At 49.8% G+C, this 1,316-nt stretch carries 1 rRNA gene (running past one end of the window); it reads left to right on the top strand.

The window, feature by feature from the left end:
• Positions 1-1,316: ribosomal RNA gene (locus HMPREF9200_RS03515) — 23S ribosomal RNA — on the top strand (its annotated part extends 333 nt beyond the left edge of the window); the annotation flags it as partial.

Here is a 1,316-nt window from a genome sequence, read left to right on the forward strand (position 1 = left end):
TGGAACGGTCGGCCGAAGAAGGTGAAAGCCCTGTAGTCGAAATCCTGCATATGTGGAGCAGTATCCAGAGTACCACGAGACACGTGAAACCTTGTGGGAAGCAGGGGGGACCACCCTCCAAGGCAAAATACCAGTATGGACCGATAGCGCATAGTACCGTGAGGGAAAGGTGAAAAGCACCCCGGGAGGGGAGTGAAAGAGAACCTGAAACCGTATGTCTACAAACAGTCGAAGACCGTATAATTGCAGGTCGACGGCGTGCCTATTGAAGAATGAACCGGCGAGTTACTGTCACTAGCGAGGTTAAGCGGAAAACGTGGAGCCGAAGCGAAAGCGAGTCTGAATAGGGCGAGGAGTTAGTGGTAGTAGACCCGAAACCGTAGTGATCTATCCATGGCCAGGTTGAAGCACAGGTAAAATTGTGTGGAGGACCGAACTCGTGAGCGTTGAAAAGCTTTGGGATGAGTTGTGGATAGGGGTGAAATGCCAATCGAACACGGAGATAGCTGGTTCTCCCCGAAATAGCTTTAGGGCTAGCCTCATGGTAAAGAGTATAGGCGGTAGAGCTCTGATCGGGCTAGGGCCCACACCGGGTACCGAACCTAGTCAAACTACGAATGGCTATACTTATACATGGGAGTCAGACTATGAGTGATAAGGCCCATAGTCAAGAGGGAAACAGCCCAGACCACCGACTAAGGCCCCCAATGCTGCATTAAGTGGCAAAGGATGTGGAGTTTCCAAAACAACCAGGATGTTGGCTTAGAAGCAGCCACCATTTAAAGAGTGCGTAATAGCTCACTGGTCGAGAGACTCTGCGCCGAAAATGTCCGGGGCTAAAATGCAGAGCCGAAGTCGTGGCAATGGTAGTAATACCATTGGGTAGGGGAGCGTTCTTATTGGATTGAAGCAGTACCGGAAGGAGCTGTGGACTGGTAAGAAGTGAGAATGCCGGTATGAGTAGCGAAAAGAAAGGTGAGAATCCTTTCCACCGAAAGCCTAAGGGTTCCTGAGCAGCGATCGTCGTCTCAGGGTAAGTCGGGACCTAAGCCGAGGCGGAAAAGCATAGGCGATGGACAACAGGTTGAAATTCCTGTACTAGTATGAATTGTTTGATCGATGGAGTGACGCAAACAGGTAGGTTAGCATGCGATTGGAAGTGCATGTTTAAGCGTGTAGGTTGAGTAATAGGTAAATCCGTTACTCTAAAAGCTGAGGCGTGATGACGAGCTCAAAAGAGCGAAGTAATTGATCCTAAGTTGCCGAGAAAAGCTTCTAGGTAGAGACATACTACCCGTACCAAAACCGACACAGGT

Source organism: Veillonella sp. oral taxon 780 str. F0422 (assembly GCF_000221605.1).
Lineage (GTDB): Bacteria > Bacillota > Negativicutes > Veillonellales > Veillonellaceae > F0422.